At 53.0% G+C, this 25,473-nt stretch carries 23 protein-coding genes; 19 read left to right on the top strand and 4 right to left on the bottom strand.

The annotated features are described in order from the left end of the window. Positions 1 to 102: 102 nt before the first annotated feature. From ACKU4E_RS15065 to ACKU4E_RS15075, 3 genes are all read left to right on the top strand, one after another. Positions 103 to 1,095, top strand: a complete 993-nt coding sequence (locus ACKU4E_RS15065; protein ID WP_320171907.1) for a glycosyltransferase family 1 protein — start codon at positions 103 to 105, stop codon at positions 1,093 to 1,095. A gap of 91 nt (positions 1,096 to 1,186) precedes the next feature. Next, positions 1,187 to 2,005, top strand: coding sequence for a TatD family hydrolase (locus tag ACKU4E_RS15070; protein WP_320171908.1), 819 nt, complete (start codon positions 1,187 to 1,189; stop codon positions 2,003 to 2,005). A 185-nt stretch (positions 2,006 to 2,190) separates the two neighbouring features. After that, positions 2,191 to 2,937 carry a WecB/TagA/CpsF family glycosyltransferase gene (locus tag ACKU4E_RS15075; RefSeq protein WP_320171909.1) on the top strand — a complete coding sequence of 249 codons (747 nt, stop codon included), beginning with the start codon at positions 2,191 to 2,193 and terminating at the stop codon, positions 2,935 to 2,937. Between the two features lie 222 nt (positions 2,938 to 3,159). Here the strand turns inward: ACKU4E_RS15075 and ACKU4E_RS15080 are convergent, their stop codons facing one another. The 4 genes from ACKU4E_RS15080 to ACKU4E_RS15095 all read right to left on the bottom strand — a co-directional run bounded on the left by ACKU4E_RS15080 (position 3,160) and on the right by ACKU4E_RS15095 (position 9,480). Beyond that, the gene (locus tag ACKU4E_RS15080) at positions 3,160 to 5,817 is read right to left on the bottom strand and encodes a cobyric acid synthase (RefSeq protein ID WP_320171910.1); all 2,658 of its coding nucleotides are present in this window, start codon (positions 5,815 to 5,817) and stop codon (positions 3,160 to 3,162) included. A gap of 111 nt (positions 5,818 to 5,928) precedes the next feature. Further along, positions 5,929 to 6,936: a sensor domain-containing diguanylate cyclase gene (locus ACKU4E_RS15085; RefSeq protein ID WP_320171911.1), complete on the bottom strand. Its 1,008-nt coding sequence runs from the start codon at positions 6,934 to 6,936 to the stop codon at positions 5,929 to 5,931. A 299-nt stretch (positions 6,937 to 7,235) separates the two neighbouring features. After that, a complete protein-coding gene (gltA, locus tag ACKU4E_RS15090) occupies positions 7,236 to 8,651 on the bottom strand; it encodes an NADPH-dependent glutamate synthase (protein WP_320171912.1) in 1,416 nt (471 codons plus the stop codon). Continuing rightward, entirely contained in the window at positions 8,644 to 9,480 is an 837-nt protein-coding gene (locus ACKU4E_RS15095; protein WP_320171913.1) for a sulfide/dihydroorotate dehydrogenase-like FAD/NAD-binding protein, read from the bottom strand. The genes gltA and ACKU4E_RS15095 overlap by 8 nt, the downstream gene beginning before the upstream one ends. Positions 9,481 to 9,753: 273 nt before the next feature. On the opposite strand from ACKU4E_RS15095, the gene ACKU4E_RS15100 reads away from it, so the two are divergent. From ACKU4E_RS15100 to ACKU4E_RS15175, 16 genes are all read left to right on the top strand, one after another. Then, positions 9,754 to 10,173: a hypothetical protein gene (locus ACKU4E_RS15100; protein WP_320171914.1), complete on the top strand. Its 420-nt coding sequence runs from the start codon at positions 9,754 to 9,756 to the stop codon at positions 10,171 to 10,173. 516 nt (positions 10,174 to 10,689) lie between these two features. After that, complete coding sequence (gene lepA / locus ACKU4E_RS15105; RefSeq protein ID WP_320171915.1) at positions 10,690 to 12,495, top strand: translation elongation factor 4; 1,806 nt, start codon at positions 10,690 to 10,692, stop codon at positions 12,493 to 12,495. 53 nt (positions 12,496 to 12,548) lie between these two features. Next, positions 12,549 to 13,151 carry a signal peptidase I gene (gene lepB, locus ACKU4E_RS15110; protein WP_320171916.1) on the top strand — a complete coding sequence of 201 codons (603 nt, stop codon included), beginning with the start codon at positions 12,549 to 12,551 and terminating at the stop codon, positions 13,149 to 13,151. Positions 13,152 to 13,422: 271 nt separating this feature from the next. Beyond that, complete coding sequence (locus tag ACKU4E_RS15115) at positions 13,423 to 14,463, top strand: rod shape-determining protein (protein ID WP_320171917.1); 1,041 nt, start codon at positions 13,423 to 13,425, stop codon at positions 14,461 to 14,463. A 202-nt stretch (positions 14,464 to 14,665) separates the two neighbouring features. Beyond that, the gene (gene mreC, locus ACKU4E_RS15120) at positions 14,666 to 15,547 is read left to right on the top strand and encodes a rod shape-determining protein MreC (protein WP_320171918.1); all 882 of its coding nucleotides are present in this window, start codon (positions 14,666 to 14,668) and stop codon (positions 15,545 to 15,547) included. A gap of 2 nt (positions 15,548 to 15,549) precedes the next feature. After that, a complete protein-coding gene (locus ACKU4E_RS15125; RefSeq protein ID WP_320171919.1) occupies positions 15,550 to 16,011 on the top strand; it encodes a hypothetical protein in 462 nt (153 codons plus the stop codon). Continuing rightward, positions 15,998 to 17,794, top strand: a complete 1,797-nt coding sequence (gene mrdA / locus ACKU4E_RS15130) for a penicillin-binding protein 2 (protein WP_320171920.1) — start codon at positions 15,998 to 16,000, stop codon at positions 17,792 to 17,794. The genes ACKU4E_RS15125 and mrdA overlap by 14 nt, the downstream gene beginning before the upstream one ends. Then, positions 17,794 to 18,909 (top strand): rod shape-determining protein RodA, encoded by a 1,116-nt coding sequence (rodA, locus tag ACKU4E_RS15135; RefSeq protein WP_320171921.1) that lies wholly within the window; start codon positions 17,794 to 17,796, stop codon positions 18,907 to 18,909. Before mrdA ends, rodA begins: the two co-directional genes overlap by 1 nt. 52 nt (positions 18,910 to 18,961) lie before the next feature. Next, positions 18,962 to 19,330 carry a polymer-forming cytoskeletal protein gene (locus tag ACKU4E_RS15140; protein WP_320171922.1) on the top strand — a complete coding sequence of 123 codons (369 nt, stop codon included), beginning with the start codon at positions 18,962 to 18,964 and terminating at the stop codon, positions 19,328 to 19,330. Positions 19,331 to 19,472: 142 nt separating this feature from the next. Further along, positions 19,473 to 19,889 (top strand): ATP synthase F0 subunit B, encoded by a 417-nt coding sequence (locus ACKU4E_RS15145; protein ID WP_320171923.1) that lies wholly within the window; start codon positions 19,473 to 19,475, stop codon positions 19,887 to 19,889. Between the two features lie 30 nt (positions 19,890 to 19,919). Further along, positions 19,920 to 20,492 (top strand): F0F1 ATP synthase subunit B, encoded by a 573-nt coding sequence (gene atpF, locus ACKU4E_RS15150; protein WP_407944116.1) that lies wholly within the window; start codon positions 19,920 to 19,922, stop codon positions 20,490 to 20,492. Next, a complete protein-coding gene (gene atpH / locus ACKU4E_RS15155) occupies positions 20,489 to 21,040 on the top strand; it encodes an ATP synthase F1 subunit delta (protein ID WP_320171924.1) in 552 nt (183 codons plus the stop codon). The genes atpF and atpH overlap by 4 nt, the downstream gene beginning before the upstream one ends. Positions 21,041 to 21,044: 4 nt before the next feature. Next, positions 21,045 to 22,553 carry a F0F1 ATP synthase subunit alpha gene (atpA, locus tag ACKU4E_RS15160; RefSeq protein ID WP_320171925.1) on the top strand — a complete coding sequence of 503 codons (1,509 nt, stop codon included), beginning with the start codon at positions 21,045 to 21,047 and terminating at the stop codon, positions 22,551 to 22,553. 15 nt (positions 22,554 to 22,568) lie between these two features. Then, entirely contained in the window at positions 22,569 to 23,444 is an 876-nt protein-coding gene (locus tag ACKU4E_RS15165) for a F0F1 ATP synthase subunit gamma (protein WP_320171926.1), read from the top strand. Positions 23,445 to 23,461: 17 nt separating this feature from the next. Further along, entirely contained in the window at positions 23,462 to 24,865 is a 1,404-nt protein-coding gene (gene atpD, locus ACKU4E_RS15170; protein ID WP_320171927.1) for a F0F1 ATP synthase subunit beta, read from the top strand. A 14-nt stretch (positions 24,866 to 24,879) separates the two neighbouring features. Further along, entirely contained in the window at positions 24,880 to 25,308 is a 429-nt protein-coding gene (locus tag ACKU4E_RS15175; RefSeq protein ID WP_320171928.1) for a F0F1 ATP synthase subunit epsilon, read from the top strand. Positions 25,309 to 25,473: the final 165 nt, after the last annotated feature.

Consider the following 25,473-nt stretch of genomic DNA (forward strand, 5'->3'; position numbering starts at 1 on the left):
TTGGTAATTTTATTTTTTACCTGTCCTGTCTTCCTGTTTGCCAAGTTTCAGTCCTTTTCAAAAGTTTTTTCCGACTGTATGCTCGCGAAAAGGAAAAAATCCATGAACACATATATTTTTATACCGCCGGTGCGTAAACCTACCGGGGGAATCACGGTCCTTTGCCAGATTGCTTCCATACTTGAAAGAAACGGGTACAACACCCGGCTGGTGATGCGCGATTCCGGCGCATGGATGCCGAGGCTGGAGGAAGGTTATCCGGCACCCGTCGCCTGGGATTCCGCCATCCCTTCCCCGAAAGATATCTGGCTGGTTCCCGAGGGGTGGGTAAACAGCCTTGCTCCCGGACTCAAGGCCGGAGCCAGATGCGTGGTCTACTGCCAGAACTGGGCGTATCTTTTTTCCGCATTGCCCGAAGGGGTTGCGTGGCCCGGTCTTCCCGTATCCTTTCTGGCCGTGTCGCATCCGGTGGAGTGGTTCATGCAGCAGACCGTGGGCAGGCAGTCCCCCGTTCTGCGGCCCGGCATTGATACCGGCCTTTTTCATGCCCCAGAGGAAAAACCGACCGGCCCCCTGCGCATTGCCTACATGCCGCGCAAGAACAAGGCTCTGGCCAGTCAGATACGATCCATCTTCGAGGCCCGGAATCCGGGGCCGGATGTTAAATGGATTGAAATAGCCGGGATGGACGCACAGGGCGTGGCCGAGACCCTGCGTTCCTGCCATATTTTCCTTGCGTCCGGTTTCCCGGAAGGATGTCCGCTGCCCCCGCTTGAAGCCCTGGCCTCCGGCTGTATTCCGGTGGGCTTTTCCGGTTTCGGCGGCTGGGATTACATGCGCCAGCTTGAAGGGGCGCAGTTTAAACCCTGGTGGCCGCTGCGGCAGGTTGCGTGGTCCGGTAACGGTTTCTGGTCCGCGGATGCCGATGTTCTGGACGCGGCATTCAATCTGGAGAAGGCAGTTGCTCTCTGGCGAGACGGCGGACCGAACCTTGACGCGGCCCTTGAATCCGGGCAACAAACCATCCTTTCGTACACCACCGCAGTGCAGGAACGGGCCGTTCTGGATATCTGGCATAATTTCAAGACGGACTGATGGCCTGCAAGCGCAACAAATAAAAAATCAATCAATGCTTCCATAAAAAACGCACCGCATTATTCCTGCGGCTGCGGACATGAGATAAGTTATGGCAAAAAAGAAAAAAAGGGCGCTGCCCCAGAGTGTGGGGATAACGTTTCCCGGAGTGGAAACCCATGCCCATCTGGATCTTGAGGATTTCAAGGACGACCTGCCCGAAGTAATGGCCAGGGCCAAAGAATGCGGGATCGGGAGAATCGGCAATGTTTTTCTGGGGTCGGAGGCTTACCGGAAAAACAAAGGATTGTTCGACAACTACCCGGAAGTATTTTTTATGCTCGGAGTGCACCCGGATGATTCCGGAAAATTCCCTGATACCGAAATAGACGATATGCGCAAGGCCTTTGCTTCCGATCCGCGCCTGAAGGCAGTTGGAGAGATCGGGCTGGATTTTTATTGGGACAGCGCACCCAGAGATGTGCAGGAGGATGTCTTTCGTCAGCAGTTGGCCCTTGCGGAGGAACTTGATCTGCCCGTGGTTATTCATAGCCGCGATGCCCATGAACGGACCCTTGCGGTTCTTGATGACTGCGGCTGGGCCGGAAAACCCCTGCTCTGGCACTGTTTCGGCGGAGACACCGAATCTGCCGGGCAGATAATCGAGCGCGGCTGGTATATTTCCATTCCCGGACCTGTTACATACAGAAAGAACGAGATTGCTCAGGAAGCGGTCAAGTCGATTCCTCTGGACCGGCTGGTGCTTGAAACAGACTGCCCCTTTCTGGCCCCGGAACCATGGAGAGGCAAGCGCAACGAGCCTGCACTGGTTGTCTTTACCGCCGCCAAGGTTGCGGAATTGAAGGGCATGGATGTTAACGATCTATGGAAAATCTGCGCTGATAATGCCGGTCGGTTTTTCGGGCTGTAACCACTGTTTTAGGGAGGCGTGGGTAATTTTGTTGCGCTTTGCGCTTTTTCTTATTTGATTTCGCCGCCGCGGCCAAAGGGTCAGCGACCCTTTGGAGTCCCTGATAGTTTATGGCGGTTTCATTAAAAGCAGCCTCTTAAGTCAATCCCTTTGCGATGTAACTGTGTAAGACATACGGGCAGACTATGATTGAAAGCAGAGTCGTAAATTTTATGGGCGTGCGCATGAATGCCTGGACCATGGCTGAGACTGTGGAAGAGATTTTCTGCCGCATCCGTTACGGCATTTTCACTCAGCATGTGGTCGTCAATGTTGCCAAGCTGGTTAACATGGGGCGTGACGCAACTCTGCGCGAGTCTGTCGAGAGTTGCGACATAATCAACATTGACGGCATGGGGGTGGTCTGGGGTGCCAAATTCCTGGGCCTTGCCGTGCCGGAAAGGGTTGCCGGATTCGACCTGTTCCATGAATTGCTGCAGCGCGCCGCACTGGAGGGCGAGTCCGTATTTCTGCTCGGCGCACGGCAGGAGATAGTTGAACGGGCGGCCGCACGGCTTGAACAGCGGTTTACCGGTCTCAAGATAGCCGGGATTCACCACGGGTATTTCTGGGATGATGAAGAGGCCGTGGTCGAAAAGATTGCCGGGTCCGGTGCCGGGATGCTTTTTGTCGCTATCTCCTCTCCGAAAAAGGAAAACTTCATCAACCGCTGGAAAGACCGGCTCGGAGTGAAATTCGTCATGGGCGTTGGCGGCACATTCGATATTGTGGCCGGAAAATCAAAGCGCGCGCCCCTGCTGATGCAGAAATGCGGGCTGGAATGGCTCTATCGGCTCTTGCAGGAACCGGGGCGGATGTGGAAACGTTACCTGTATACCAACACTGTTTTTGCTTTGAAGCTGCTGCGGGCCAGAATTTTCGGTTTGTTTTAAATTATTGATGAGTTTTTGAAGATTAACCACTCAAAGCGGCGAAGCCCCGCCAATAAAGTTTGGGATCCTTAAACCCTTTTCAAAGGGTTTGAGGCCCCCGGCAGGCCTTACAGTCGCTTAACGAAAAGCTTTGCTTTGAGTTTTAGCGATCTGTTGAGAGCAGAGATGCCGTCGGAGACAAGCTCCCGGCAGGGCGTTCCGCGAGGTCGGCGGAGCAAAATTCTATGAACAGCCGTTCCGGGCCAGCCCAAGGGCTTCGTACACGGCTTTCATGTCTACGTTCTGGCGCACTGTCTCGGCCAGCCTGTCCAGAGCTTCTTCCATTCCGTATGCACTCTGTATTTTTTCCAGTTTGGGCAGTCCTTTTTCTGCCCTAAGAGAGTCGATGAACCAGCGGCGGAACGGGTCGGCATCGAAAATTCCGTGCAGGTAGGTTCCCCATATTCTGCCGTCCTTGCTGCCGAAACCAAGCGCTTTGGAAACCGTGACTCCGCCGGTTATCCCTTTGGGAACTACGGCTGCCCGGACGGTGGGCAGCAGCGGCTCGGTCTTTCCGTGGTGGATTTCATAACCCTGCACTTCCATCTTGCTTTGGGAATGAATGCCTTCTGTGCGATTCAGGGTCTTTTCCGCCGCAAGTGTTGTCTTTAACGGCAACAACCCCATGCCTTCCGCTGTCCCGCCGGATTCTATGCCTTCCGGGTCTCCTATGAAGCTTCCCATCATCTGAAAGCCTCCGCATATCCCGACTATTACGGATTTATCCCGCAGAGCTGCGACGGCTTTGGCCAGTCCTGTCTTCTGGAGGTGTTCCAGATCGGAGATTGTGGATTTGCTTCCGGGCAGGATTACCGCATCTGGGGTGCCCAGATCTTCCGGGCGGTCTACGATGCGCAGGTCCACATCCGGTTCATTTCGAAGTGCGTCGATATCGGTAAAGTTGGATATCCGCGGCAGGTCGATGCAGACAATGTCTACGCAATCGCTGCGTTTGCCCCTGCTGCCTGATTTTCTGATGTCTTCTTTGAAGGATACCGAATCCTCATCCGGGAGTCCTAGGTCGGTTATGTAGGGGATGGTTCCCAGAACCGGCTTTCCGGTGTGGGACAGGGTGAAATCCAGGGCCGGGGTGAGCAGGGAAGCATCTCCCCGGAATTTGTTGAGCAGGAATCCGCAGACCATGCGGCGTTCAGCCGGTTCCAGCAGGTCCATGGTCCCGGCCAGAGAGGCGAAAACTCCACCCCGGTCGATGTCGCCGGTTATGATTACTTTGGCCTGCGCATATTCGGCCATGGCCATATTTACGATGTCGTGCTGCTTGAGATTTATTTCCGCAGGGCTTCCGGCTCCTTCAATGACCATGATGTCGCGGTCCGCGCTCAGGGAATCGTATGCGGCCTTGGCTGCTTCAAAGGCCGTGGGTTTGTATTCCACGTACTTAAGCACCTTCATGTTGCCGACCGGTCTGCCCATGACTATGACCTGCGACCCGGTATCGCTACCCGGTTTCAACAGCACCGGATTCATGCGTACATCCGGTTTCATTTTGCAGGCCGCCGCCTGGGTAACCTGAGCCCGGCCCATTTCCAGCCCGTCGTCGGTGACAAATGAATTCAGCGACATGTTCTGGGCTTTGAAGGGGGCTACCCGGAATCCGTCCTGCAGGAAAATCCGGCAGAACGCTGCGGCGAGGATTGATTTTCCGGCATTGGAACATGTTCCCTGAATCATGAGGGCGGGAGTTTTTGGCTTTTTTGCTGCTTCCGGTTCCATGCCGGAGAAAGAACGCAGCCCGTTTATGAGGGTTCTGTTTTCCTCCTGCGTGCGGACAGCGATGCGGAAATATGTGGAGTCCAATCCGTCAAAGTTGCCGCAGTGGCGCACGGCAATTCTTTTTTCCAGCAGATGATTTATGAGCCCTTCGGCATCCATGCCCACCCGCTGTACCTGACAGAGCATGAAATTGGCCTGTGACGGCAGCGCCTGAATTCCGGGAACGAGATTTATTTCGTGTACCAGCTCCTCGCGCAGCCGGATTGTTTCTTCGACTGTCCTGCGCTGGTATTCCTCGTCTCGGAGGCAGCGCAGCCCGACCTTCTGGGCCAGGGTGTTAACGGACCAGCAGGGCAGAACGCATTTCAGTTCCGCGATTATTTCCGCAGAGGCGAAGGCCAGCCCCAGACGCAATCCCGGTATGGCGTAAAATTTGGTCAGTGAGACGATGGTGATCACGTTCGGCGGACGTTGTCCGGTGAGTCTCTCAAGGCCGGGCACGAAGTCCGCGAAAGATTCATCAATTATGAAACGGGAGTCTGGATGTCTGAGGGCCAGTTTTCTAAGCTCCTGCGGATCAAAGGCCGTGCCGGTGGGATTGTTGGGCTGGGCAATAAAAACCAGAGCCGGGGAAGCCTCCAGAAAATCCGAGAGTGTATCGAAGTCCGGAGTGAAATCCTTTCGGGAATCGAGCGGAATCTGTTCGGTCTTGAGCCCGGCCAGTTTGCATGAGCGCTCATAATCCACGTAGCAGGGAACCGGAATTACTGCCCGTTTGAATCCGCCGATGCGCGCCGTTGCAGCCAGCAGTTCGGAAGCCCCGTTACCGGCCACGCATTCGGTGGGCCAGACGGAATATTTTTCACAGGCGGCGAGGGTCAGTTCCGTGCATTCCGGGTCCGGGTAACGGTCCACCTCTTCAATGGCCTTTGCAACTTCCCGGCGCAACCATGCGGGCGGCCCCAGCGGATTGATGTTGGCTGAAAAATCGACCAGATCAGCACAACCGCATCCGGCCTGACCGGCCAGTTTGCGCAGGTTTCCGCCATGGTCGTATTTTTTTTCTCCGGTGACAGTCCGCGTAAGATCATTTTTCCGGGATTGCATGCGTATCTCCAAAAAATCAGGAAAATTTATAAATGAACCCTATAACCGGAAACAGGGCGTGATTCAATGTGCCGGGGCTAAAAATCCGGTTGAAAGCTGAATTCCGGATGATTAGCAGTCTGTGCCGACAATAGTGTTACGCCCGTGCTGTTTGGCTTGGTAGAGTCTCTCGTCGGCTTTTTTCAACAGCTCGTCGGCGGAAGCTTTTTCGCATTCGTCTATGGATGCCACCCCGGCGCTTACGGTTATTCCTATTTTCCCTTCTGCGCATGAAATTATGTGCTGTTCGCAGGCCTTGCGGATTCTTTCGGCAACGGCTTCAGCTTCATCCTTGCCGGAACCGGGCATGAGGATGGCGAATTCCTCGCCGCCGTACCTGCACGGCAGGTCCACTCCCGTGCGACAGCTCTCATTGAGTATCCTGCCCACTGATCTCAGTACGGCATCTCCGCAGGCATGCCCGAATCTGTCGTTGACGCATTTGAAATGGTCCACGTCCAGCATGACCATTGAAAGAGGACCGCCCCGGCGTTTGTAGCGCTGGACTTCGTCATTGAGCCGGATGAACAGGTAGCGCCGCATGTACAACCCTGTGAGGCTGTCTTCTATGGTCTGGCGGAACAGTTCCGAATTTTCGAATGATATGGCGGCCACGGTGGAAACTATGCCGAGCTGGAAAAGTTCCGAAAGCTCCCACGGCCTTTCCATTTCCCTGTACAGGGTCACGAAGCCGCGAATGTGATCGCGGGCTCCGACCAGAGGGATGCACAGGCAGGTCTGGCTTGAATTGCAGCAGTCCGCCGGGAGGGGATAGACTGAATTGTCGCAGACCGGGCGAATCACCGGCTTCAGTGATTGCGAGGCCTCGACCATGGCTTTGGTGAGCGGAATCTCCTCATCTATTATGAACCTGCGCTGTTGCAGGGAGGCGGCCACACCTTTGAGTTCCTTGTATTCATCGTACATCATCAGGGTGGCATCCTTGCATGATCCGAGATCGCAGAATGCTTCGATAGTACGGTCAATGAGCACATCGCGATCCACTTCCATGGCCAGCAGCCTGGTAGCGAAGTTCACGGTAAGCAGGGTGGCATCAAAATCAAATTTATCTATGGTCATAGTCTGTTCAGGTTTATTCGGTTTTTACGGACAGGCGACAATAAACCAATTTACGGGCAGGGACTGATCATGTCCACAAAAACGTGGATTTCAGAACATGCAATGCAAAGGCGAAGCTGCACGAAAAGCACAGCTTCGCCTTTTGATGATTCAATTATATGCCCTGTTGGAATTCCCGATACTTCAGAAGGTTGATTCTGTAAATTTTTCCCGTAGAAGTTCGTGTTACCGGATATTCCGAGAGTTCCCATCAGACCGGACTGGTTGGGCTGATGAGGCCGTTGAAATTGTGTTCCGGATTATACCCCGAGTTTGTCCGCGATGCTTTTGGCCGCGCGGCGTCCGGCGCCCATGGCCGAAATTACGGTTGCCGATCCGCCTGCGATGTCTCCGCCGGCGTAGACGTTGGGGATGGAGGTTTCGCCTGTTTCCGGATCGGTGACAATGTATCCGCGCTTGCTCAGCTCAAGGCCGGGGGTCGCTTCCAGCAGGACCGGGTTGGCTCCGGTTCCCACGGCCAGGATGACCATATCCACTTCAAGTTCTTTGGTCTTGCCTTCCACAGGAACCGGACGGCGGCGGCCGGAATCGTCCGGTTCGCCAAGTTCCATAACCTGCAGGGTCATGGACTTTACGTGCGAATTCTCATCACCGTTGATGGCGATGGGCGAAGTCAGCAGTTCCAGTTGAACGCCTTCTTCAATGGCGTGATGCAGTTCTTCGCGTCGTGCGGGCATTTCTTCCTGAGTACGGCGGTAGGTGATGTAGACATTTTCGGCACCGAGGCGCAGGGCGGTGCGGGCCGCGTCCATGGCTACGTTTCCGCCGCCGATGACTGCCACATTGCGTCCTTTGGGGGCCGGTGTGTCGTATTTGGGGAAATCGTACGCCCTGCCGAGGTTGATGCGGGTGAGATATTCGTTTGAGGAGTACACACCGACAAGGTTCTCGCCGGGGATGTTCATGAACCACGGCAGTCCGGCGCCTACTCCGATGAAGACCGCGTCGAAGCCGTCATCGAAAAGTTCCTGCACGGTGACGGTCTTTCCGCCGACATAGTTGGGCAGGAAGGTCACGCCCTTGGACCAGAGGGCACCAACTTCGCGGGCAACGATTGATTTGGGCAGACGGAATTCCGGGATGCCGTAGATGAGTACGCCGCCGATTTCATGCAGGGCTTCGTACACGGTTACAGGCACACCTCTGGCTGCGAGGTATCCGGCAACAGTCAGACTGGAAGGCCCGGAGCCGATACAGGCTACTTTGAACTGATCGTTCGGCAGGCTGCATGCGGTGTGTCCGGTGATCATTTCACAGGCCGAATCGCTGTCAAAGGTGTCTGCGACAAACCTTTCAAGTCTTCCGATGGCTACCGGTTCGTATTTTTTGCCGAGTATGCATGACCCTTCACACTGATTTTCCTGCGGACAGACTCTGCCGCAGACAGCGGGAAGGGAGTTGGTTTCCTTGATGACCCGGTAGGCGGATGGAATATCACCATCCGCCAGATGCTTGATGAACCCTTTGATGTCGATTTCCACCGGACAGCCTTTCTGGCACATGGGCTTCTTGCACTGCAGGCAGCGGGCGGCTTCGGCCATGGCCTGTTCCTTGGAATAGCCGAGGGCTACTTCCTTGAAATTCTTGTTGCGTACATCCGCAGGCTGTTCGGGCATGGGGGTGCGGGTGGGGGTGAAATTCTGCTTGTTAACCATGATCCCTCCTGAACAGTTCCATTGAGGTGTTTTCCTGCTCCTTGTACTGGGCGAGGCGCATTTTCAGCTCGTTGAAGTCGACCTTGTGACCGTCGAACTCGGGTCCGTCCACGCATGCGAATTTGGTTTCGCCGCCGATATTGCAGCGACATGCCCCGCACATGCCTACGCCGTCCACCATAATGGAGTTGAGGCTTACGGTTGTTTTTACGCCGAACGGTTTGGTTACCTTGGAAACGGCTTCCATCATGGGAACAGGGCCGATAGCCACGACTTCTGATACGTCTTTATCTTTTTCCAGCCTGTCGCGCAGAACATCGGTTACAAAGCCTTTGTGCCCGGTGCTGCCGTCATCTGTTGCTATCAGCAGCTCGGGGCAGAATCCGCCGAGTTCGTCACAGAAAAGGAGCAGGTCCTTGCTGCGTGCACCCACAATGGCGACAACATGGTTGCCGGCCCTGTGGTGGCCCTTGGCTATGTGATGCATGGCCGCGATTCCGGTTCCGCCGCCCACGCAGATTACCGTGCCGGATTTTTCTATGTGTGTGGCTTTGCCAAGCGGACCGCAGACATCAAGAATGCTGTCGCCTTCGCTAAGACTCTCAAGCAGGGCGGAACTCTTGCCGACAACCAGATAGACTATGGTTATTGTGCCGGCTTCCGGGTCGGTGTCCGCTATGGTGAGGGGGATTCGTTCCCCTTTCTCGTGGATGCGCAGAATGACGAAGTTGCCTGGTTTTGCCTTGGCGGCAATTTGGGGACAGTCAATGACCAGCATGCTTGTCTGGCCGGGGATTAGTGCCTTTTTTGTCAGAATTTGATTGCTCATAGTCTCCTACACTGCTTAAGTTTAAGGGGAAGTTACTGTTTTGCCCCTCGGAAAGCAAGACTAAGTCTTCTGCACTTGCCAAACCTGCTGAAGCGTACTATGTTTATGTTACTTAGCAGATCTATATTTTCATAAGCTTCCACGGATGGAAGCCGAAAATCCCGAGTATCCTTCATGGAAGAATGCGAGAAAGTCGCAGATACGGCGGATTGCCCTTGTCGGCAGTCGGCCTTTTTTGGTGCTTTAGGGATGGTTTTTATTTCGGAGTGAGCAATGAAAATAGCTACGCAGGGTCTCAGCAGATACTCTGAGAACATGAAGTTGTGGTCCGGGCAGACCGAAAAGGAAGCCGAAAGTGTTGCTGCGCGTGTAAAGACACGCAGTTTCGGTTTTCGTATCGGTAAGCTGGGCGTAAACTTCACTGCAAAGGACCTCGAATTTGAGCCGGGTGATGCCGCAAAGGCCTCACAGGATTTCCGATCAAAAGCCTACCCCCGAACCCAGAGCGAAGAACGTCATGTTCAAAACGTGTCTCAGCAGTTGGCGTTGACACAGGCTGCTCTTTCGGAGGACTCCGCCACATTCAACCCAGGATCTTCCGGTTACATGCGGGCCAGGGCCGTCAATGCATATTCTCAGCAGGCTGCCAGTCTTGATTATGCTCTTCCGGGCAGCACGCTTGGCAAAGTCTGATATTCAGTGTTTCAGGGAATAGCCCGCCAAAGCAGTAGCTTTAATCCTGTACGGATATATATTTTGTCTGGTAGGACAACCACCCGTAATTGTTTACAGCTTATCCCCGAATTCAGTGTAGTACGGTGTATGTTTGCAAAAAAAGACCTCTTTGCATTAATATAATTTGATGGGTCAATCAATCGTTTTTGTAATAAAAATGGAATAAAGTTCTTCATGGCGTAATATCCGTATCATTTACGGTATGTTTGACCGGGCTGCATCAGCGAATGCTGAAGCAGCCTTGTTTTTTTGGTGGAAAGTGAGCTTTTTAGCGTATGTTATATGTATAACTGAGTGTTACGCAGGTTCTTTTTATTCCGCGGCGTATTGTCGGGATGGCGGGCATTCTGTATTAGACAGTTACGAACAAATACCGTAATAAGAAATCCCTTTATTTTTTTGGGAGGGGCAACTGCTTCATCTTGTAAATAACTTCAAGCCGACTGCCGATTTGGGGATGTCGACAATTTTAATATGGCAAAAAGAGAAAACATAAGAAATTTCAGCATAATAGCGCATATAGACCACGGTAAGTCCACTCTTGCCGACCGTATCCTGGAACTGACCGGACTGGTCACGGAACGAGAGAAAAAAGCTCAGTATCTGGATAAGATGGAGCTTGAGCAGGAACGCGGAATTACCATCAAGGCGCAGAGTGTGCGTATCCCGTACCAGGCTTCGGACGGCCGGGAATACATCCTTAACCTGATCGATACTCCCGGGCATGTGGACTTCAGCTACGAAGTTTCCCGCAGTCTGGCCGCATCGGAGGGAGCGTTGCTGGTCGTTGACTCCACTCAGGGGGTTGAGGCTCAGACCCTTGCGAACGTTTTTCTGGCTCTGGATCATGACCTTGAGATCGTGCCTGTTCTAAACAAGGTCGATCTTCCCAGTGCCGACTGCGAGCGCGTGGCCCAGGAGATTGAGGAAGTCATCGGTCTGGACTGCTCCGATCCGATTATGATCAGCGCGAAAACCGGTCTCAATGTGGAGCGGGTGCTGGAGGCAATAGTCACGGACCTGCCTGCTCCGGAAGGAGATCCGGATAAGCCGCTCAAAGCCCTTATTTTCGATTCCTGGTATGATTCCTATCAGGGTGTTGTTGTGCTGTTCAGAATTCTGGACGGGACAATCAGTAAGGGTGACAGAATACAGATTTATTCCACCGGAAGGACATTTGACGTGACCACGCTCGGGGTCTACACTCCCGAAGCTCAAAAGGTTAATACGCTGTCCGCAGGGGAGGTCGGGTTTCTGTGCGCCAGCATGAAGGAACTGAACGACGCTCCCGTCGGGGATACGATCACTCTGGCTGCTGATCCGGTCAAGGAACCTTTTCCCGGGTTTCAGGAAGTGAAACCCATGGTTTTCTGCGGGCTTTATCCAATAGAGCCTGCTGAATACGAACCCCTCAAGTCAGCACTGGAAAAGCTTCAGCTCAATGATACTGCCTTCTCTTTTGAGCCGGAGACTTCCACTGCGCTCGGTTTCGGTTTTCGTTGCGGTTTTCTAGGACTGCTGCACATGGAAATCATTCAGGAGCGCCTTGAGCGCGAGTTTCAGGCAAAATTGATTGCCACTGCTCCTTCGGTTGTCTACCAGGCCACGCTCAATAACGGCAGTGTGCTTGAGATCGACAACCCGAGCAAAATGCCTGATGCAGGAGAGCTTGAATCCCTTGCAGAGCCTTATTGCAGGCTGGAGATTCACGTTCCCAACGAATACGTCGGGGCTGTTTTGAAACTCTGCGAGGAAAAACGCGGTATTCAGAAGGATATGCGTTACCTGACCTCGTCAAGGGTCATCATCACATATGAAGTTCCTTTCGCGGAAATCATGTATGACTTTTTTGACAAGCTCAAGTCCCACACCAAGGGATATGCCTCGCTTGATTATGAAATTATTGATTACCGTGAATCGAACCTGGTCAAGCTGGATATTCTGATCAACGCCGACCCGGTGGACGCGTTTTCGGCCATTGTGCATAAGGATTCCGCCTATCCTTTCGGCCGTTCGCTGGCCCTCAAACTCAAACGGGCCATTCCTCGGCAGATGTTTGAAATAGTCATACAGGCGGCCATAGGACGCAAGATCATCGCCAAGGAAAGGGTGGCGCCGTTTCGCAAGAACGTGACCGCGAAGTGTTACGGCGGCGACATCACCCGCAAACGCAAGCTTCTTGAAAAACAGAAGGAAGGTAAAAAACGCATGAAGAAGATGGGGAATGTTGAAATTCCCCAGGAAGCATTCATGGCCGTTTTAAAGGCTGGCGAAGAATAATTAAAAATGCTACCCCCTGCGAAACTACGCAGGAAAAGACAAAGGATATTATAATGAACCCCAGATGGCAGAGCACTCTCAAAGAGTATATAGAGGCGCTTTTCATCGCGCTTGTGCTGGCCCTTTTTATCAGAACTTTCATTGTGCAGGCGTTCAAGATACCTTCCGGGTCCATGCTGCAGACTCTGCAGATAGGCGATCACCTGCTTGTAAGCAAGTTTACATATGGTGTTAAAGTCCCGTTCACCGACAAGGTTATCGTGCCGGTCGGTGATCCGGAATACAAGGATATTATTGTTTTCAGATATCCCGGTGATCCAAGCAAGGATTACATCAAGAGGGTTATCGGAGTTCCCGGTGACACTGTTGAAATCAAAAACAAGAAAGTTTTTGTAAACGGCAAGGAACTGAACGAACCTTACGTTCAGTATACGGACAGTGCCCATGTTTCAACTCTGCGTGATAATATGCCCGCGCGGAAAATACCCGAAGGCGAATATTTCGTCATGGGTGACAACCGCGACGGTTCCAATGATTCCCGGTTCTGGGGCAACGTGCCCCGCGAGAATATCTTAGGAAAGGCGTGGATAATCTATTGGTCTTGGGGCGGTCCCAAGACCGTCCGCTGGGAGCGCATTGGCGATCTGATCCATTAGCGCAGCAGGTTGAATCTGGATATAAGAAAGCCCCGGTGCAGTCGCGCCGGGGCTTTAGTTTTGTCCTGTGTTCGTCTGGCCGGAGTAAGGGGGAACAGTGCCCGTGCAACCGGAATCTGGCAGCCTGCATTGCTCCGGGTATTGTAATGTGTTGCCTGTGCCTGTTTCTTCTGCTAGTTATCTCCTAGTAATTTTTTTTGATAGATCGTGACCTGTTTCCGGTCGATCCGTTTTATTTCAGAACCACTTTTTTTGGAGTTTCCACTTTAATATGGCTTCGATTTTCGACAAAATACTCGGTTCGTTTTCCAGCGACCTCGCTATCGACCTCGGTACCGCAAACACCCTGGTCTATGTGAAAGGTAAAGGCGTTATGCTCAGTGAGCCCTCCGTGGTCGCGGTCAAGAGGGACGTCAACGGGGGCAGCAAGGTCCTTGCGGTCGGGTTGGAAGCCAAGAGAATGCTTGGCAGGACCCCCGGCAACATTGTTGCCATCAGGCCTATGAAGGACGGCGTTATCGCCGATTTCGAGGTTACTGAGGCAATGCTGCGCCATTTTATTTCAAAAGTGCACAACAGTCGCCGTCTGGTCCGTCCCCGGATCATGATCTGCGTGCCCACCGGTATAACCCAGGTGGAAAAAAGAGCGGTAAAGGAAAGCGCCCAAAGCGCCGGAGCCCGTGAGGTTTATCTCATCGAGGAACCCATGGCCGCGGCAATCGGGGCCAACCTGCCCATTACAGAGCCTACCTCCAACATGGTAGTCGACATCGGCGGCGGAACATCGGAAATCGCAGTTATCTCCCTTTCCGGTATTGTTTACGCCCGGTCAGTGCGTGTGGGCGGCGATAAAATGGACGAAGCCATCATGCAGCATGTTAAGCGCAAATATTCCATGCTGATAGGTGAGTCCACCGCTGAATCCATCAAGATCAAGATCGGTTCCGCTTTTCCGCTGGGAGACGAGTTGGAGATGGAAGTCAAGGGGCGCGATCTGGTTACCGGTATTCCGCAGAACATCCTCATCACTTCCGAGGAAATCAGAAAGGCCATTTCCGAGCAGGTGGATTCCATTGTTCAGGGAGTGCGTGTAGCTCTTGAACAGACTCCTCCGGAACTCGCGGCCGACATTGTTGACCGTGGTATAGTTCTCACCGGTGGCGGCGCTCTGCTCAAGGGGCTTGATCATCTCCTCAGTCAGGAGACGCACCTGCCCATAACCGTGGTGGACCGTCCTCTGGATGCTGTTGTTATCGGTTCCGGCAGGGCTCTGGACGAGATAAATATTTATAAGGACGTAACTATTGATTAACTCCGTTTACAGCGGAGAAAACAGATGCGCCGGTCCCTGGCGGGACGGCTTCGGACATAGCTACCGAAGTTCGGCGCTATCATGATGCAGACAGAAGGGGCGGGGATGGCTTTGACGTCCCTGTAGCCCCTTTTTCTGTCTTCGGGATTTTGTTGTTATCAGATCGGCTACCGATCTTCAGTCCTTAATCAGAGGTCTCAGCGTGAAGCTCAAGCGTGCCGCCATAGCCGTAATCCTCGGCCTTTTCGTCTGCCTCAGTCTTTATTCATGGAACCTGAGGTCCGGGCAGTTGGACCGGTTGTCCGGCGTTTCCGGGCTTGAAGCCGTTAAATGGGTTCTTTGGCCCGGTGAATGGATTCATGATCACGCCGTCGCCTTCTGGGACCGGTATATCTATCTTGTCGGTCTGCGAGAACTTAACGATAAGCTCAGTTCCCAGAACAGTCTCATGCGTCTTGAAATCATGAAGCTGCGGGAGAAAGCCGCGGAAGCCGAGAGGCTCAGGAAGCTTCTGGATATGGATGCCGTAGACGGATGGGAGACAGAGGGAACCAGAATTATTGCCCATAGGATGGGCCCTTCTGCAGCCCTTGATTCAGTCATTGTTGCCAAAGGTTCATTTTCAGGGGTAAAATCCGATGCCCCGGTGCTCACCCCGGAGGGGGTAATGGGCCGGGTGGTGGAGCCCGGTTTCACTGCTTCCCAGGCGATGCTCGTCACCGACCGTAACAGCCGTATTTCCGTACGCGGACAGTTGAACCGTTCCGCAGGGCTGCTCATCGGTAACGGAGACGGCGAGCCTCTGAGCGTGAAATACATGAAGATCAACGCTCCCGTGGATGAGGGCGAGATCCTGGTCACTTCCGGACTTGCCGGGATATTTCCTCCCGGATTGCCGGTTGCCCGCATCACTTCTGTTGAGCGTTCCGACATCTCCCTCTTCCTTAAGGTTGAAGCCGTTCCTCTGGTGGATATGGAGGATACCGAAGATGTTCTCCTGCTGTACAGGACCATCGCTCAGAATGCCACGTCATCCGGAAATTCCACAGTGTCCGGCAACTCCACTGCAACAGCGGGAGAGTGACGATGTTTCCTGTCTTCTGGTGGGCTGTCTTCACATTCGCGGCTATCTGGGCTCAGAAAACGGTGCCCGGCGTTGATTTTATGGCCCCGGGAGTCCTGCTTTGCCTGCAGCTTAATAAACGTACCCAGCTTTTCTGGCTTATCTTTTTCTGGTCGCTTATACAGGATGGTATCGGCGGTCTGCCTTTCGGCTATTCCGTGGCCTGGTATCTTTCCATTCTGGCTCTTTATCGCGGGGGAGAGATGTTTTTCGATGTGCAGTCCATGATGTTCGCATTGCTTTGCGGGGGTATGCTCGGGGTGATGCATGTGGCCCTTACCGCTACCATGTCCATGCTTGCCGATATGGCATTTGTGCCGGATCGTTATATTTACGAAGGCGTTATTCAGGCTGTGGTTTTTCCCGTGGTCTGGCTGTTGCTGAAGCTTGTCTATCCGTCGGGGTTCAAGAATGAGCCTGTATGAATCCAAAAAACAGGAACCTCCCAAAAACGGTCTGCTGCTGTTGCAGGGGCTGATTCTTCTGCTTTTCTGCATTTTTGCGTTGCGGTTCTGGTATCTCCAGATTCACAAGGGGGAGTATTTTTCGGAGCAGGCGCGAAACAATCAGTTGCGGCAGGACAGTCTCTATGCCCCTCGCGGTCTTATAAGAGACCGGAACGGCCGGCTTCTTGCCGTTAATGAGCCTGCCTACGCACTGGGTATCGTTCGCGAAGACTGCAAGGATCTGGAAGGAACTTTGCGCACGGTGGCCGAATGGACCGGCGTAGACCTTGAAAAGATCAGGAAGACGTTCAAGAAGTCCAAGCGGCGTGTTAAACCGTTCGAACCCCTCATTCTTGTTCCCAATCTTACATTCGAGCAGGTTGCTCTTATTGAAGCTAATTCACTGCATTGGCCCGGACTTGAGGTTGTTGTGCGTCCGCGGAGAAGATACATTCAGGGCCCTTTGCTTTCTCATGTGCTGGGTTACGTGGCTGAAGTGGATGAAGAAGAGCTTGAAGCCGATTCCGACCTGGCTGTGGGCGATTATGTGGGCAAACAGGGATTGGAATATGTACTTGAGAAGCGCTTCCGCGGGGTCAAGGGACGTCGGCAGCTGGAAGTCGATGCCACCGGGCGGCGTCTGAAGGAACGCGTTCTGACGCCTCCTGCTGCCGGAGAGGACATAGACCTTTCCATCGATCTGGATCTTCAGGAACTCGGCGGGAAGCTTCTTGAAGGCAAATCCGGATCCGTCCTGGTTATGAATCCGGATAACGGACAGATTCTGGCTTTTGTCAGCGCGCCATCCTACGACAACAATTCCTTTACCGTCGGACTGAGCAAGAAGGAATGGGAGACTTTGCGTGATGACCCCAGAACTCCGTTGCAGAACAGGGTCATCCAATCGGTCTATCCTCCGGGTTCGGTCTTCAAGCTTACCATCGCCGGAGCAGGTCTGCACTATGGAGTGATTACTCCCGAGGATACCGTTTACTGCCCCGGATTCGTCAAGCTCGGCAAGTATACGTTCCGGTGCTGGAAACGGGGCGGGCACGGAGAAACAAATCTTGAAAAGTCGCTGGTTGAGTCCTGTGACGTCTATTATTACAAACTGGGAATGAAACTCGGCGTAGACAGGATGAGCGAGTTTGCGCGCAAATCCGGATACGGAGAGCTTACCGGAATATCCCTGCCGCATGAAAAAGCGGGGCTTATCCCTACCCGTGCGTGGAAGCGCAAGAGGTTCGGAGAGATCTGGCATCCCGGTGAAAACCTGAACTTTGCTATCGGCCAGGGGTATACGCTGGTGACTCCGCTGCAGGTGGCCAGGACAATTTCCGCCATTGTCAACGGAGGCAGGTTGCTGCGTCCGCAGCTTCTTGCCGGGGAACCGGCCGAGGAACAGGGGCGGTTGCCGCTTACAGACGCTCAGAGAGAGCTGATTCGCAAGGCCATGATAAAAACAGTTGACGGCGACCACGGGACTGCCCGCAGACTGCGCAGGAAAGGTGTTATAACCGGCGGAAAAACCGGGACCGCACAGGTGGTCAAACTCACCGATGAACTGAAGAAGATGAAGGACAAGGATATCCCCTATAAATACCGGGATCATGCCTGGATGGCCAGCTTTGCGGAAAAAGGATCCAAACGGTACGTGGTGGTCTGCATGGTGGAGCACGGTCTGCACGGCGGGTCCGGGGCCGGTCCTGTGGTCAAGGCCATCTATGATCACCTTTTTGCTGAAGAAAAGGACGCTAAATAATGTCTCCCGTTGACAGAAGACTCCTCACCCACATGAACTGGCTTTTGCTGGGACTGGCTGCACTGCTGTTCTTCGTAGGCGTGCTCAACCTGTATTCAGCAAGCGGTTTCAGGCTTGAGGAAGGGATGAGTGTCAGTTCATTTTACCAGAAACAGCTGATCTGGGGACTGCTCGGTTTTGCCGGAATGATCACCTTCATGCTTTTCGATTACCGGCATCTGCAGACCATAGCCTGGCCGTTGTTTCTGGTCACGGTTGTCCTGCTGCTGGCTGTTCCGCTGGTGGGCAAGACCATTTATGGCGCAAGGCGCTGGCTCGATCTCGGATTTTTCAATTTTCAGCCGAGTGAAATGGCGAAGATCACAATTCTTATCATCGGCGCGAAAGTCCTTTCGCGCAACAGTGATCCGCTTAACCTCAAGAATCTGGCCTATGTTGTCGGGGTAGGTATTATCCCGGCCGGTATGGTCATTATTCAACCGGACCTCGGGTCCGGGCTCAACATCCTGCTCATTCTGGGCGGGATGATTCTGTACAGGGGGCTTACGCCCAAGCTGTTCAAAACACTGGCTCTGGTCGGGCCCTGTATCATCCCGGTAGGCTGGCTTTTTCTGCATGACTACCAGAAGCGCAGGATAGTCTCCTTCATGAATCCGGCCAGCGATCCGCTGGGGTCGGGGTACCACATTATCCAGTCCGAAATAGCCATCGGTTCCGGCAAGATCTGGGGTAAGGGATTTCTGGGCGGAACCCAGTCCCAGCTGCGGTTTCTGCCGGAAAAGCATACCGACTTCGCCATAGCCGTTTTCGGAGAGGAGTGGGGTTTTGCCGGGGCCATGTTCCTGCTGACCATGTTCTGTGTGTTTCTTTATCAGATGGTGGTCACTGCGCGGGACGCAAAAGACCTGTTCGGAAGCTACCTTGCGGCAGGCGTGTTCTTTTATTTCTTCTGGCAAATCCTTATCAATATGGGTATGGTCCTCGGACTAATGCCAGTAGTGGGAATTCCCTTGCCCTTCATCAGTTACGGAGGCAGCGGAACCGTTGTAAATCTTTGCCTCGTGGGGCTCGTTCTTAACGTGTCCATGAGGCGTTATGTCTTTAAACAGGGGTAATCAGGCCGTGTTCGGATTTTCAAAAAACGGCTCAGGGGGAAAAGGAGCTCAAATGGCAAGAGATGAAATCAATGCTTTTTTAGGTACTGGAACGGATTATCAGGGCAAGCTCAACTTTCAGGGAGCTGTGCGCATTGACGGCAATTTCAAGGGCGAAGTCGAATCCGAAGGGACTCTTGTCGTCGGAAAGGAAGCTTCTGTGGAAGGGGTGCTGAAAGTCGGCCAGCTTGTGCTGAGCGGAAAGCTCTCCGGCGAAGTCTTCGCCAGGGAAAAAGCCGTTCTCCATAAGACCGCCAATCTTCAGGGGAACCTGCTTACCCCGGTGCTGGTCGTGGAGGAAGGAGCTGTTCTTGAAGGGCGGGTAACCATGACTTCGGGGGCTTCGGAATCCGTTGAAACAGAAACTCAAGAAATAAGTTAAAAAAATAACAAGCCAGTATTCACGGGGGCTGAAAAGGTAAAAGGAAGCTGTTCAAATCGAAAAACCCTTTGACACAACCTTTAAAATTAGCTAAACCGCGACTGACTTTGGACAAAAATTCACAACCTTTTCGGGAGCAGGCATGATTGATTTAGATATTAGCTTTTTTATCCAGTTAGCGAACTTCATCATCACCCTTCTTGTTCTCAACCTTATCATGTTCCGTCCAATCCGCGAAATCATTCGCAAACGTGCGGAGCTTATGAGCGACCAGTTGGCCAAAGTGGAGAATTTTACTTCACTGGCCGACACAAAGGTTAAGGATTACGAAGCTGCTTTGGATTCCGCCCGCAAAGAAGGCATGGATATCCGGAACAACTTCAAAGAACAGGGCGCTGCTCAGGAACAGACATTGATCAACGAGGCCGGAAAAGTTGCCGCAGCAACTATGAAGGAAGCTCGTGCGGAAGTGGCAGCTGAGAAAAATGCTGCTATGGATGTTCTTGGCGGCGAAGTTGAAGCTTTTGCTCAGAAGGTTACAGCCAAGGTTCTTGGCTAGGCCTAATCAATATCGAAGGGGGGTTTAGCCTTGAAGCGGAAAAACATGATCATGGCAACAGCCGCTCTTACCGTACTGCTTGCTGCAGGCGCAGCCTATGCAAGCGGCGGGGAAGGGCATCACGAGATTCCCTGGGCAAACTTCGGATGGCGTGTACTTAACTTGATTCTTGTTCTCGGTGTTCTCTACAAGTTTGCCGGTGATAAAATCGCCGGACTCTTCAAAGGACGCCAGGCAGGCATCAAACAGGAGCTTAATGATCTGCAGGACCGTAAGGAAGCAGCAGAGAAGAAGCTTCGCGATGTGGAAGCAAGTATAGCCAATCTGGAGCAGGAAAAGGATTCTATCCTTTCAGAAGCCAGGACTCAGGGCGAGGCCATGAAGGCAGCGATTATCCAGAAGGCAGAGCAGACTGCTGAGCAGATCAAGGCACAGGCCAAGGTCTCCGCTGAGCAGGAAGTCAACGTTGCCCTCGACGAAATGCGTGCAGAAATGGCTGATAAAGTCATCGAAGCCGCTGAGAAGATCGTCAAGAGCAAACTGACCAAGGCTCAGCATGAGAATCTTGTGGATGAATACTTAACAAAGGTGGTGCTCAATTGACCGGGAACATAGTCTCACGCAGATACGCCAAGGCGTTGTTCTCTGTTGGCCAGAAGCAGGGAGAAAAAGACCTCGCGGCGTTTGGTAAGGCACTGTCCGAGTTGTCCCAGATCCTGGAAGATTCCCCGGAGGCCCTGAGGCTCTTCCAGAATCCTGTTTTCAGCGCGGACGAGAAAAAGGCCGTGCTTGAAAAGTTGCTTGAGAAGACCTCGGCAGGACCTGTGGTGAAAAACTTTTGCAGCCTTTTGGCCGACAAGGGACGTCTTCCGGTTATTCCCGCTATCGCAAGCGATTATGCAGGAATGCTGGACAAGGTCCAGGGTGTCGTCCGAGGCAAGCTTGTGACTGCGATCAAACTTGCCGTAAAGCGGCAGGGAGAGATTAAGGCGCGTCTTGAAGACCAGCTCGGGAGCAAGATTGAACTCGAGTTCGGTGTGGACAAGGACATCCTCGGCGGTGTCGTCCTCCAGGTCGGAGACAAAGTTCTTGACGCCAGCATTCGCGCACAGCTGCAAATGATGAAAGAACAGATTAAAAGGGGTGTATAGGGCCATGCAGATTAAAGCGGAAGAAATCAGCAAAATCATTGAAGATCAGATTCAAAATTATGAGTCTAAGGTCGAGATGAGCGAAACAGGTACCGTGCTCTACGTTGGTGACGGTATCGCTCGTGTTCATGGTGTTGAGAACGCAATGGCTATGGAACTCCTCGAGTTCCCCGGCGGCCTGATGGGCATGGTTCTCAACCTCGAAGAAGATAACGTCGGTGTCGCACTTCTCGGTGACGATACCGAACTTAAAGAAGGCGATCCGGTAAAACGTACCGGCAAGCTCTTCTCCGTTCCCGTCGGTCCCGCAGTTATGGGCCGCGTTGTTAACCCTCTTGGTCAGCCCATTGACGGTCTCGGACCCATTGAGGCTGAAGAAGAGCGTCCCGTTGAGCTCAAGGCTCCCGGTATCATCGCCCGTAAGTCCGTACATGAACCCATGTACACCGGTCTCAAGGCTATCGACGCCATGACCCCCATCGGACGCGGACAGCGCGAACTCGTTATCGGTGACCGTCAGGTTGGTAAGACCGCTATCTGCGTCGACGCCATCCTCGCTCAGAAAGACTCCGGCATCCACTGCTTCTACGTTGCTATCGGTCAGAAAAAGGCTTCCGTTGCTCTGGTTGCCGACATTCTCCGCAAGCACGGTGCAATGGAATACACCACCATCATCTCCGCCACCGCTTCCGAGCCCGCACCTCTGCAGTTCATCTCTGCATACACCGGTGCAACCATGGCGGAATACTATCGTGACGGCGGCAACCACGCCCTCATCGCATACGATGACCTTTCCAAACAGGCTGTTGCCTACAGACAGATGTCTCTGCTGCTCCGTCGTCCTCCGGGACGTGAAGCATACCCCGGTGACGTTTTCTACCTGCACTCACGCCTTCTTGAGCGTTCCTGCAAAGTAAACGATTCCCTGGGCGCAGGCTCTCTGACCGCACTGCCCATCATTGAAACCCAGGCCGGTGACGTATCCGCATACATCCCGACCAACGTTATCTCCATCACCGATGGTCAGGTTTACCTTGAGCCCAACCTCTTCAACTCCGGTATTCGTCCCGCGATCAACGTTGGTCTCTCCGTTTCCCGTGTTGGTGGTGCCGCTCAGATTAAAGCCATGAAGCAGGTTGCCGGTACTCTGCGTCTTGACCTCGCTCAGTATCGCGAACTGGCCGCTTTCGCAGCTTTCGGTTCCGACCTCGATAAGGCCACCCAGCAGAAGCTGAACCGCGGTGCCCGCATGGTTGAGCTTCTCAAGCAGCCTCAGTACAAGCCCATGAACGTTATGCAGCAGGTTATCTCCCTGTACGCCGGAACCCGCGGCTACATGGACGAAGTTCCTGTTACTGCAGTTCGTAAGTTCGAAGATGATCTTCAGGAATTCATCGCGAATGCCAAGCCTGAAATTCTGGAAGGAATCAAGGCCAAAGGCGCTCTTGATGCAGATCTCGAAGGACAGCTGAAGGCCGCTCTCGAAGAGTTCAAAAAAGGTTTCACAGCTTAATCCGGGGAGGTACTGATGGCTTCTCTTAGGGATGTCCAGAATCAGATAGTCAGTATTAAAAAGACTAAGCAGATCACCAAAGCCATGAACATGGTCGCATCCGCGAAACTTCGCGGTGCACAGGGTCGTATCGAAAGGTTCCGCCCCTATGCCGACAAGTTCTATGAAATGCTTGGTGACCTTGCAGCGGGTGCCGACTCCAGTGTCCATCCTCTGCTTGAAGTCCACGAAGAGATCAAGACCGTAGGCATCGTGCTTACTACTTCTGATCGCGGACTTTGCGGCAGCTTCAATACTAACATGATAAATAAGGCCCTTAAACTGGCCGCGGAAAAACAGGCCGAAGGTAAGACCGTCAAGTTCTACTGCGTCGGTAAGAAAGGTCGCGACGCTGTCAAGAAAAGCGAATACGAAATAGTTGAATCCTATGCGGATGATATGAGTTCGTTCGACTTTACCCTTGCCAGTTCCGTCGGTAACAAAATTATCGACGCCTACCTTGCTGAAGAACTGGACGAGGTTTATCTCATCTTCGGAAAATTCGTAAGTGTCGGCATACAGGAAGCCACTTCCATGGCTCTTCTGCCCATCTCTTCTGAAGAGCAGGAAGGCGAGGAATCCGGATCTTCCGCCGAATACATCTACGAACCTTCCGTTGAAGGTCTTCTCGCAGAGCTTCTGCCCCGTTTTGTAAATGTTCAGGTTTATCGCGGACTGCTGGATACGTCCTGCAGTGAACATGCCGCTCGTATGACTGCGATGGATAACGCATCGCGCGCATGTGACGACATGACCGAAACTCTGACCTTACTTTACAACAAGACCAGGCAGGCAGCTATTACTTCGGATCTTATGGACATTGTCGGCGGCGCTGAAGCGCTGAAAGGATAATATAGGGGGTTACTCTGATGAGTAAAATTATAGGCAAAATTGTTCAGGTTATCGGCGCGGTTGTCGACGTCGAATTTCCTGAAGGGCAATTGCCCAACATTCTGACTGCTGTCGAGATTGACAACCCGAACAACTCCGATGCACCGGATCTGGTGTGCGAAGTTGCACAGCATCTCGGTGACAACGTTGTTCGTACCATCGCCATGGACGCTACCGAAGGTCTCGTTCGCGGCATGGACGTTGTAGCAACCGGTAAAGCTATTTCCGTACCCGTTGGGGAAGGCGTTCTCGGACGTATTCTCAACGTTGTCGGTCGTCCCGTTGATGAACTGGGACCCATCGATGCAAAGGATGAGCTTCCCATTCACCGTCCCGCTCCTGAATTCACCGAGCAGTCCACCACTGTTGAACTGCTTGAAACCGGCATCAAGGTTGTTGACCTTCTCGTCCCCTTCCCCAAGGGCGGCAAGATGGGCCTCTTCGGCGGCGCAGGTGTTGGTAAAACCGTTATTCTGATGGAAATGATCAACAACATCGCCAAGCAGCACGGTGGTAAGTCCTGCTTCGCAGGTGTTGGTGAGCGTACCCGTGAAGGTAACGACCTCTACCACGAAATGAAAGACGCCGGCGTTCTGGAGAAATCCGCGCTCGTGTACGGCCAGATGAACGAGCCTCCGGGAGCACGTGCACGTGTTGCTCTGACCGCTCTGACCATCGCTGAATACTTCCGTGATGTAGAAGGTGAAGACGTACTTCTCTTCATCGACAACATCTTCCGTTTCACCCAGGCCGGTTCCGAGGTGTCCGCACTTCTGGGACGTATGCCTTCCGCTGTTGGTTACCAGCCTACTCTGGGTACCGACCTCGGTGGTCTCCAGGAACGTATTACCTCCACCAACAAAGGTTCCATTACCTCTGTTCAGGCTGTTTACGTACCTGCTGATGACCTTACCGACCCCGCACCGGCAACTACCTTCTCTCACCTTGACGGTACTCTCGTTCTTTCCCGTCAGATTGCAGAGCTTGGTATTTACCCTGCTGTTGACCCGCTTGACTCCACTTCCCGTATTCTCGACCCCAACACCCTTGGTGCCGAGCATTACACCACTGCTCGTGAAGTTCAGATGGTTCTGCAGAAATATAAAGACCTTCAGGACATCATCGCCATTCTCGGTATGGACGAACTGTCCGATGAAGATAAACTTACCGTTGCACGCGCTCGTCGCATCCAGCGTTTCCTTTCCCAGCCCTTCCACGTTGCTGAAGTATTCACCGGTACCCCCGGCGTTTACGTAAAGCTCGAAGATACTGTTAAGGGCTTCCGTGGAATCCTCGACGGCAAGTACGACGATATGGCTGAAAACTCTTTCTACATGGTAGGCGGAATCGACGAAGCCATTGAAAAAGAGAAAAACAAATAGCATAGGACGCGATTATGGCTAGTAAGCTCCTTTTGGAAATCGTTACTCCTGATCGCAAGGTCCTTTCTCAGGAAGTCGACTATGTCGGCGCCCCGGGAATTGAGGGTGAGTTTGGTATTATGGCCAACCATATACCCTTTCTTTCGGCTCTTGGCGTAGGCAACCTCTATTTTAAAGACGGTGCCAAAACTCACTATATCTTTGTTTCCGGCGGCTTCGCCGAAGTAGGAAACAATAAAGTGACCATCCTCGCCGAAGTTGCTGAAAAGGCCGTTGAGATCGACATCGCTCGGGCTCAGAAAGCTCAGGAAAAAGCGAAGGCTCGTTTGGCTAAAGCACAGGACCGCATTGAAGCCGCACGTGCGCAGGCAGCTCTCCAGAGAGCAATTGCCCGCCTCAGCTGTAAAGATGCAGCCCAGAAGGCCGGGACTACCACTCACTAGAGCTTAGTTTCAGCCTTAAAGCCCCATGGCTGTCAGGGAGCAGACTGTTTAAAACAGTCTGCTCCTTTTTTATGTGGCTATTGCCTTAGCCCAGCAACTTTCTTGATTTAAGTGACGATTTTCATTGCGGTAGCCTTAAATTACGAGGGGTTCCAAATGGGATTA

The sequence above is a fragment of the Maridesulfovibrio sp. genome, assembly GCF_963677005.1.
Classification (GTDB): Bacteria; Desulfobacterota; Desulfovibrionia; order Desulfovibrionales; family Desulfovibrionaceae; genus Maridesulfovibrio.

Bases quoted from the DNA above. Each gene is read 5' to 3' on its own strand.
- ACKU4E_RS15065 (WP_320171907.1), top strand. From the start codon at position 103: ATGAACACATATATTTTTATACCGCCGGTGCGTAAACCTACCGGGGGA.
- ACKU4E_RS15070 (WP_320171908.1), top strand. From the start codon at position 1,187: ATGGCAAAAAAGAAAAAAAGGGCGCTGCCCCAGAGTGTGGGGATAACG.
- ACKU4E_RS15075 (WP_320171909.1), top strand. From the start codon at position 2,191: ATGATTGAAAGCAGAGTCGTAAATTTTATGGGCGTGCGCATGAATGCC.
- ACKU4E_RS15080 (WP_320171910.1), bottom strand. From the start codon at position 5,817: ATGCAATCCCGGAAAAATGATCTTACGCGGACTGTCACCGGAGAAAAA.
- ACKU4E_RS15085 (WP_320171911.1), bottom strand. From the start codon at position 6,936: ATGACCATAGATAAATTTGATTTTGATGCCACCCTGCTTACCGTGAAC.
- gltA (WP_320171912.1), bottom strand. From the start codon at position 8,651: ATGGTTAACAAGCAGAATTTCACCCCCACCCGCACCCCCATGCCCGAA.
- ACKU4E_RS15095 (WP_320171913.1), bottom strand. From the start codon at position 9,480: ATGAGCAATCAAATTCTGACAAAAAAGGCACTAATCCCCGGCCAGACA.
- ACKU4E_RS15100 (WP_320171914.1), top strand. From the start codon at position 9,754: ATGAAAATAGCTACGCAGGGTCTCAGCAGATACTCTGAGAACATGAAG.
- lepA (WP_320171915.1), top strand. From the start codon at position 10,690: ATGGCAAAAAGAGAAAACATAAGAAATTTCAGCATAATAGCGCATATA.
- lepB (WP_320171916.1), top strand. From the start codon at position 12,549: ATGAACCCCAGATGGCAGAGCACTCTCAAAGAGTATATAGAGGCGCTT.
- ACKU4E_RS15115 (WP_320171917.1), top strand. From the start codon at position 13,423: ATGGCTTCGATTTTCGACAAAATACTCGGTTCGTTTTCCAGCGACCTC.
- ACKU4E_RS15125 (WP_320171919.1), top strand. From the start codon at position 15,550: ATGTTTCCTGTCTTCTGGTGGGCTGTCTTCACATTCGCGGCTATCTGG.
- mrdA (WP_320171920.1), top strand. From the start codon at position 15,998: ATGAGCCTGTATGAATCCAAAAAACAGGAACCTCCCAAAAACGGTCTG.
- rodA (WP_320171921.1), top strand. From the start codon at position 17,794: ATGTCTCCCGTTGACAGAAGACTCCTCACCCACATGAACTGGCTTTTG.
- ACKU4E_RS15140 (WP_320171922.1), top strand. From the start codon at position 18,962: ATGGCAAGAGATGAAATCAATGCTTTTTTAGGTACTGGAACGGATTAT.
- ACKU4E_RS15145 (WP_320171923.1), top strand. From the start codon at position 19,473: ATGATTGATTTAGATATTAGCTTTTTTATCCAGTTAGCGAACTTCATC.
- atpA (WP_320171925.1), top strand. From the start codon at position 21,045: ATGCAGATTAAAGCGGAAGAAATCAGCAAAATCATTGAAGATCAGATT.
- ACKU4E_RS15165 (WP_320171926.1), top strand. From the start codon at position 22,569: ATGGCTTCTCTTAGGGATGTCCAGAATCAGATAGTCAGTATTAAAAAG.
- atpD (WP_320171927.1), top strand. From the start codon at position 23,462: ATGAGTAAAATTATAGGCAAAATTGTTCAGGTTATCGGCGCGGTTGTC.
- ACKU4E_RS15175 (WP_320171928.1), top strand. From the start codon at position 24,880: ATGGCTAGTAAGCTCCTTTTGGAAATCGTTACTCCTGATCGCAAGGTC.